Source organism: Janibacter sp. CFPM2_SD2, from assembly GCF_057364645.1.
In genome coordinates this window covers 1-7131 of the sequence record NZ_JBNFOF010000166.1, presented here as the reverse complement: position 1 = coordinate 7131, position 7131 = coordinate 1, and the positions used below count along the sequence as shown (strand labels likewise).

Annotated in this window: 5 protein-coding genes; 4 read left to right on the top strand and 1 reads right to left on the bottom strand. The window is 72.4% G+C overall.

Features of this window, described 5'->3' with window-relative positions; genetic code table 11:
* Positions 1-38 precede the first annotated feature (38 nt).
* Positions 39-932 (top strand): ferredoxin family protein, encoded by an 894-nt coding sequence (locus AC2W7J_RS13920; RefSeq protein WP_485983104.1) that lies wholly within the window; start codon positions 39-41, stop codon positions 930-932.
* A gap of 73 nt (positions 933-1005) precedes the next feature.
* The gene (locus AC2W7J_RS13915; RefSeq protein ID WP_255184632.1) at positions 1006-2463 is read left to right on the top strand and encodes a glyceraldehyde-3-phosphate dehydrogenase; all 1458 of its coding nucleotides are present in this window, start codon (positions 1006-1008) and stop codon (positions 2461-2463) included.
* Between the two features lie 27 nt (positions 2464-2490).
* Here the strand turns inward: AC2W7J_RS13915 and AC2W7J_RS13910 are convergent, their stop codons facing one another.
* Positions 2491-4005, bottom strand: coding sequence for a metallophosphoesterase family protein (locus AC2W7J_RS13910; RefSeq protein ID WP_485983102.1), 1515 nt, complete (start codon positions 4003-4005; stop codon positions 2491-2493).
* A gap of 72 nt (positions 4006-4077) precedes the next feature.
* On the opposite strand from AC2W7J_RS13910, the gene AC2W7J_RS13905 reads away from it, so the two are divergent.
* Positions 4078-5742 (top strand): FAD-binding dehydrogenase, encoded by a 1665-nt coding sequence (locus tag AC2W7J_RS13905; RefSeq protein WP_485983101.1) that lies wholly within the window; start codon positions 4078-4080, stop codon positions 5740-5742.
* 67 nt (positions 5743-5809) lie between these two features.
* The coding region (locus AC2W7J_RS13900) for an FtsX-like permease family protein (protein WP_485983099.1) at positions 5810-7131 on the top strand (1322 nt) is incomplete at its 3' end.

The window sequence follows — 7131 nt, the reverse complement described above, 5'->3', positions numbered from 1 at the left end:
GGTGCCCGCCGCCGAGCGCCCCGCGTAGGGTCGCGAGCGTGAGCACGACCCCCTCCGCGAGGCCCACCCGGTGCTCGCTCGCCGCCCTCGAGCGCGGCGACGTGCCGGTCGGCACCGCCGTGCCCGCGCGCTACTGGATGACTCGTCGTCACCCCGGCCCGTGGCCAGCCAAGCCGATCGCGGCGCCCGGCATCGCCGACGTCCGCGCCGACCTCGACGCCGCCCTGGGGCGCTTCGGTGCCCGGCTCCAGCTCATCCGCCGGCACGGCCGGCTCGAGGGCGACCAGGTCGAGGCCGAGGGGCTGCAGCAGGTCTTCCTCGTCGACGTGCGGCGCGGGCTCGTCGGCCGCGCCCGCTGGGAGCGGCCCGAGGACCTCGTCGCGCTCGCGGGGCGCTTCGACGACCTGCCCGACCCGACGAGCGAACCGCTCTTCCTCGTGTGCGCCCACGGGCGCAAAGACGTCTGCTGCGCGGTCGAGGGGCGGGTCGTCGCCGCGGTCCTCGACGACGCCCTGCCCGGTGCCGTCTGGGAGACGACCCACCTCGGCGGCGACCGCTTCGCCGGCAACGTCGTGATCCTCCCTGAGGGGTCGATGTACGGCCGGCTCACCGGCGACACCGCGCCCCGGGTCGTCCTCGACCACCTCGACGGTCGGGTCGACCTCGACCGCTGGCGTGGCCGCTGCTCCTGGCACCCGGCGGCGCAGGCCGCGGCCCACGACCTGCTGCGCACCGACCCCTCCGTGCGCCTGCCCGACCTCGCACCGCCGCGCCTCGAGGCCGCCGGCGAGGACGCCTGGCTGGTCCACCTCGACCACGGTGGGCGGTCCTCCCTTCGTCATGTCGTGCGCACGATGAGCGCGCCCCACCAGCTCACCTGCGGAGGGGCGCCCAAGGTGCAGGCGCTCTTCGACGTGACGACCCCGGGCTGACCGGTGTGAGATCCGTCGTCGCAGGCCGGTGCGAGGCTCGTCCCCGAGGCGTCAGCGGCTACGATCTGGGCCCATGACGACGACGCCGCAGACGAGCAACGCAGCCGACGACCACCTCTCCGAGTGGGCCGACCGCCAGGCCAAGGCGGAGGCGATGATCCCCGTCGTGGGCCGCCTCTACCGCGAGTTCGGGGTCGTGACCTCGATCCACGGCCGCGCCCTCCTCGGCCAGTCCTCGACCGACGTGCTCAAGGCGCACCGCTTCGCCCGTCGCGTCGACATCGAGCTGACCGTCGACGACACCCTGCCGATGCTCGAGGCGCTCACCGCCCTCCAGCCCGGCCCGGCCTCCATCGACGTCGCCCGCCTGCACCGCCGCCGCCTCGAGGCCGGCGATGGCGTCGCGCTCGAGGACTTCCTGCGCTCCGAGCTCGCTGACGTCGTCGGCAAGCACGGCGAGGGCGAGCTGCCGAGCACCGACGTCGTCCTCTACGGCTTCGGCCGCATCGGCCGCCTGCTCGCGCGCATCCTCATCGAGCACGCCGGCACCGGTCACGGCCTGCGCCTGCGCGCCATCGTCGTGCGCAAGGGCGCCGACAACGACCTGTCCAAGCGCGCCAGCCTGCTGCGCCGCGACTCGGTCCACGGCTCCTTCGCCGGCACGATCACCGTCGACGAGGAGGCCAGCACCATCCTCGCCAACGGCACCCTCATCCAGGTCATCTACTCCGACGACCCGTCGAGCGTCGACTACACGCAGTACGGCATCAACGACGCGATCGTCGTCGACAACACCGGCAAGTGGCGTGACGAGGAGGGCCTGTCCAAGCACCTCGCCTGCCCCGGCGTCTCCCGCGTGCTGCTCACCGCCCCGGGCAAGGGAGGCCTGCCCAACATCGTCAGCGGCATCAACGACGCGATGATCGGCGACAGCAAGGTCGTCACCGCCGCCTCGTGCACGACCAACGCGATCGTCCCGGCGCTCAAGGTCGTCAACGACGAGTACGGCGTCGTCGGTGGCCACATCGAGACGGTCCACTCCTTCACCAACGACCAGAACCTCATCGACAACTTCCACAAGGGCGAGCGGCGTGGCCGCTCGGCGGCGCTCAACATGGTGCTGACCGAGACCGGCGCCGCCAAGGCCGTGGCCAAGGCGCTGCCCGAGCTCGAGGGCAAGCTCACCGGCAACTCGGTGCGGGTGCCCACCCCCGACGTGTCGATGGCGATCCTCAACCTCACGCTGGAGAAGAGCGTCGAGCGCGAGGAGCTCAACGACTTCCTGCGTCAGGCCTCGCTCTACGGCGACCTGCACAAGCAGCTCGACTACATCGACAGCCCCGAGGTCGTCTCGACCGACTTCGTCGGCAACCGTCACGCCGGCATCGTCGACGGCCGCGCGACGATCACCTCGGGCGACCGGGTCGTCCTCTACGTCTGGTACGACAACGAGTTCGGCTACTCCTGCCAGGTCGTGCGCGTGCTCGAGGAGATGGCGCAGGTCCACCCGCCGGCCTTCCCGGCGGTCTGATCGAGGCGAGCGACGGTCCGTCCCCGGCTACGGCCGAAGGGGGCGGACCGTCGCCTTGTCCCCGCCGCAGGTGCGCCCCTCCTCGGGGGCGTCGACGATCCGGGCGGCGTTGAGCACGGAGAGCGAGTCGAAGCTCGGCCGCCCCTCGATGACCGAGCGGTACTCGTAGCGGGTCAGGCGCTGGGCCCGGCACCGGTCGTCGAAGGTCAGCACGTCGAAGCTGCTCGGCTGGCCGACGAGCTCGGCATCGGGACCGCCGACGAAGTGCGAGAGGGTGCCGCCGCCGGTGAAGGTGCCGACCTGCAGCCGGTTGCCGCTCACCTGCGGCACGTGCCCGTGGCCGTGGACGCGCAGCCGGCCGGGAGCGTCGTCGAGCGCGGGCTCCTCGTGGGAGACGGTGATGTCCGGCGCCTCGGTCTCGCCGAGGGCCTCGACCCACCGGTCGCGCGCCGCGACCTGCTCGTCGGTGCTGCCGTCGTCGGCGTCGCCGTAGTAGCGCGGGTCGTTGAAGCCCGCGATCCGCAGGCCGCCGACCTCGATCTCCTGGTACTCGCCCGAGCCCGGCTCGAGGAGCGTCACGCCGTCGGTGCCGGCGAGGTCGTCGAGCAGCTGGGTGTCGTCGACAGCGCTGCGGTCGTGGTTGCCGGAGACGAAGACATAGGGGACCCCGAGCGAGGAGATCGACCGGTAGAGGTTGCTCAGCCCGGCCTCCTGCACCCGACCGAAGTTGATCAGGTCGCCGGAGTCGATGACGACGTCGATGTCCTGCTCGCGCACGATCGTGCGCATGAGCGCGTACTGGTTGGAGGCGTGCACGTCGGAGACGAGCAGCACCTTGAGCGCGGCGGAGTCGTCCTCGGCCTCGGGTGCGTACTCCTGCTGCATCGCCGTCGACAGCGCGAGGAGGTTGCGCAGGTAGGGCGTGGCCTGGTCGGCCCGCTGCTCGACGTCGTCGAGGAGGTCGCGGTTGGCGATGGCCAGCTGGAGCAGCCCGCTCGAGCGCAGCTCGACGAGCCGGTCTGGGTCGTAGGTGCGCCAGGCCGACAGGCCCAGGGTCGACAGGGTGACCGCGGTGACGAGGCTCGCGCCGACGACGGTCCGGCGGTGCGGGAGCGTGCGACGGCGCAGCCGGACCACGCCGAGGCACAGGAGCAGACCGAGCACGCCACCGGCGGCGAAGCGCAGCCCGACCCCGGTCGCGGCGTCGGTGATGACCCGGGTGCGCTCCTGCGGGCTGACGTCGAGGCTCGCGGCGTCGAGGTTGCCCGAGGCGACGAGGTCGGTGATCGAGGGCTTGACCCGCGGCGAGACCTGCACGCCGGGGGCGATGCCGGCGAACTGCGCGGACACGCTGCCGACGACCGTGTCGGTGCCGATGTGCGACCGGTCCGTCCAGCTCGGGGACAGGCGCACGTCCGCGGCGTAGTAGTCGGTCTCGACGGTCACGGGCCACAGCGAGGCGGTGACGAGCCCGCCGGTGACGACCGCGGCGACGAGCGCCAGGGTCGCCGCGACGAGGCGCAGGCGGGCGGTCCAGGACATGCGGCCCACTGTAGGCAGAGTCGACCTGAACCCCAGTTGCTACTGACGAGTAATACGGTCTAGGGTCAGCGCATGGAAGCTGATGCCATCGTCGTGGGCCACGGGCTGGCCGGACTCGTCGCGACCGCGGAGCTGGCGGATGCCGGCCGCAAGGTCCTCCTCGTCGACCAGGAGAGCGTCGCCAACATCGGCGGTCAGGCGCACTGGTCCTTCGGCGGGCTCTTCTTCGTCGACAGCCCCGAGCAGCGGCGCATGGGCATCAAGGACTCGGCCGAGCTGGCCCACGGCGACTGGATGAACACCGCTGGCTTCGATCGCGAGGAGGACCACTGGCCGCGGCAGTGGGCGCAGGCCTACCTCGACTTCGCGGGCGGGGAGAAGCGGGCCTGGCTGCACGAGCAGGGCATGCGCTGGTTCCCCATCGTCGGCTGGGCCGAGCGCGGCGACGGCTCGGCCCACGGCCACGGCAACTCCGTGCCCCGCTTCCACATCACGTGGGGGACCGGTCCCGGGGTTGCCGCTCCCTTCGTCCGCAGGGTCGAAGAGGCCCGTGAGCGTGGGCTGGTGACCTATGCCCACCGGCACCGCGTGGACGAGATCATCGTCGAAGGGGGTGCCGTCACCGGTGTCCGTGGGGTCGAGCTCGCGCCCGACGACGCCGAGCGTGGCGTGGCGAGCAACCGCGACAGCATCGGTGGCTTCGAGCTGCGGGCCCCCGTCGTCCTCGTCGCCTCGGGCGGCATCGGCGGCAACCACGACCTCGTGCGCGCCAACTGGCCCGAGCGCCTCGGCACGCCGCCGAAGCACATGGTGACCGGCGTGCCGGCGCACGTCGACGGTCGGATGATCGCCATCACCGAGGCCGCCGGCGGCAACCTCATCAACCGCGACCGGATGTGGCACTACGTCGAAGGGATCCGCAACTGGGACCCCATCTGGGCCGGCCACGGCATCCGGATCCTGCCCGGGCCGAGCTCGATGTGGCTCGACGCCGAGGGCAACCGGCTGCCGGCGCCGCTCATGCCCGGCTACGACACCCTCGGCACGCTCGAGCACCTGCGCGCCACCGGTCACGACCACTCGTGGTTCGTCACCAACCGGTCCGTCGCGGGCAAGGAGTTCGCCCTCTCCGGCTCGGAGCAGAACGAGGACCTCACCGGCAAGGACGTCGCCGGGGTCCTGCGCAAGCGCTCGCTCGCCGACGTCACGCCGTCGATGCAGGCCTTCCTCGACCATGGCGCCGACTTCGTCCAGGCCGACACCGTCGAGGAGCTTGTCGCGAAGATGAACGAGCTCGTCGAGGAGGGGGAGCCGCGGCTCGACGCCGCGCACGTCAAGCGGCAGCTCGACGAGCGCGACGCCCAGCTGGACAACCCCTATGGCAAGGACGCGCAGATCGCCGCTATGCGGGTCGCCCGCGCCTACCGCGGCGACAAGATCTCCAAGCGCGCCTACCCGCCGCACAAGCTGCAGGACCCGAAGAAGGGTCCGCTCGTCGGCGTCAAGCTGCACGTCCTCTCCCGCAAGACGCTCGGTGGCTTCGAGACCGACCTGTCCTCGCGGGTCCTCGGTCACGACGGCGCGCCGGTGCCGGGCCTCTACGCCGCCGGCGAGGCGGCCGGCTTCGGCGGTGGCGGCCTGCACGGCTACCGCGCCCTCGAGGGGACCTTCCTCGGCGGCTGCATCTTCTCCGGGCGCACGGCCGGTCGGGCGATGGCGCAGGAGATCGGCGACTGATCCGGCCTTCACTGGCCCACACCGAGGCGTAGGGTGACGGCGGTCACGACAGAAGGGGGACCGCTGCATGCGGGCAGCGTTGCGGTACCGCAGGGGGCAGGTCATCGCGCTTGTCCTCGTCTCCGCCCTCGTGACGACCTGTGCGGTCTTCGCGCCCGTCTTCGCGCGGAGCGTCGACCAGGGGCTGCTGCGGGTGCACCTCACCGAGGCCGACCCGGCGACGACGGCCACGACGATGACCCGTCCGCGCACCTCGACCGAGCGCACCCTCATGCCGCAGACCCTCGCCGACGAGGTGCCCGCCGGTCTGCAGGCCGTCTCGGGCGAGCCCATCACCGGGCTGCGCTACGCGACCAACCTCAGCCCGGCGAAGGGCCGCAAGGCTTCGCCGGCCCTGCTGCGCACCCGCTCCGGCCTGTGCGACCACGTCGAGATCGAGGGGCGCTGCCCGCGGCAGGGCGGTGAGGTCGTCGTCTCCGCGGCGGACGCCAAGGCCTGGGGGTGGAGGCAGGGCACCGAGCTGCTCATCCCGCAGGCGAAGTACTCGCGCTTCGACCCCGACGAGCCCGACGTGCCGCTCGAGGTCGTCGGCATCTACTCCGTGCCCGACGAGGACGCCGACTACTGGCTGGGCAACCGGCCGGACGGCAAGTCCGGCGTCCCGCACCCCGACCTCGACAACCTCCCGGGGCTCGACGACCTCTTCACCGTCGACGCGACCTTCGCCGACGCACTGCCGACTGCCTCCGTCAGCGTCGACCTGCCGCTCGACACCTCCAAGGCCACCCTCGACTCGCTGCCCCGTGCTGCGGCCGCCGTCGAGGATCTCGGCGAGGAGCACCCCGAGATCACCGTGAGCGAGTCCGCCGGGACGATCGTCTCCGGCATCGAGACCGGACGCTCGCAGACCGCGGTCATCGTCCCCTTCGTCATGGTGCAGCTGGCGCTGCTGTCGGTGCTCGTGCTCTTCCTCGTCGCCCAGTCCGCCGTCGACCAGCGGCGCCACGACGTCGCCCTCGCCCGGCTGCGCGGACGCTCACGCTCGGGCGCCCGGCGACTGCTGCTCGGCGAGCTCGTCGTGCCGGTCCTGCTCGGACTGCCCCTCGGCGTCGTCGCCGCCATGCTGCTCGCCCTCGGGGTGCGGGCGCTCATGCTGCCGGGGGGCATCCCCTTCGAGATCCCGCTCGCGGTCGTCCCGTGGACGCTCGGGGCGCTGCTGCTGTCGGTGCTCGCCGTGCACCTCGCCTCGCGGCCCGTGCTGCGCGAGCCGGTCAACGACCTGCTGCGCTCGGTGCGGCGACCGGTGCGGGTGGCTCCGCCGTCGTCGAGATCGTCGTCGTGGTCCTCGCCGCCGTCGGGGTCGTCGGGCTCGCGACCCGGCGCGCTCAG

Bases quoted from the DNA above. Each gene is read 5' to 3' on its own strand.
- AC2W7J_RS13915 (WP_255184632.1), top strand. From the start codon at position 1,006: ATGACGACGACGCCGCAGACGAGCAACGCAGCCGACGACCACCTCTCC.
- AC2W7J_RS13905 (WP_485983101.1), top strand. From the start codon at position 4,078: ATGGAAGCTGATGCCATCGTCGTGGGCCACGGGCTGGCCGGACTCGTC.
- AC2W7J_RS13910 (WP_485983102.1), bottom strand. From the start codon at position 4,005: ATGTCCTGGACCGCCCGCCTGCGCCTCGTCGCGGCGACCCTGGCGCTC.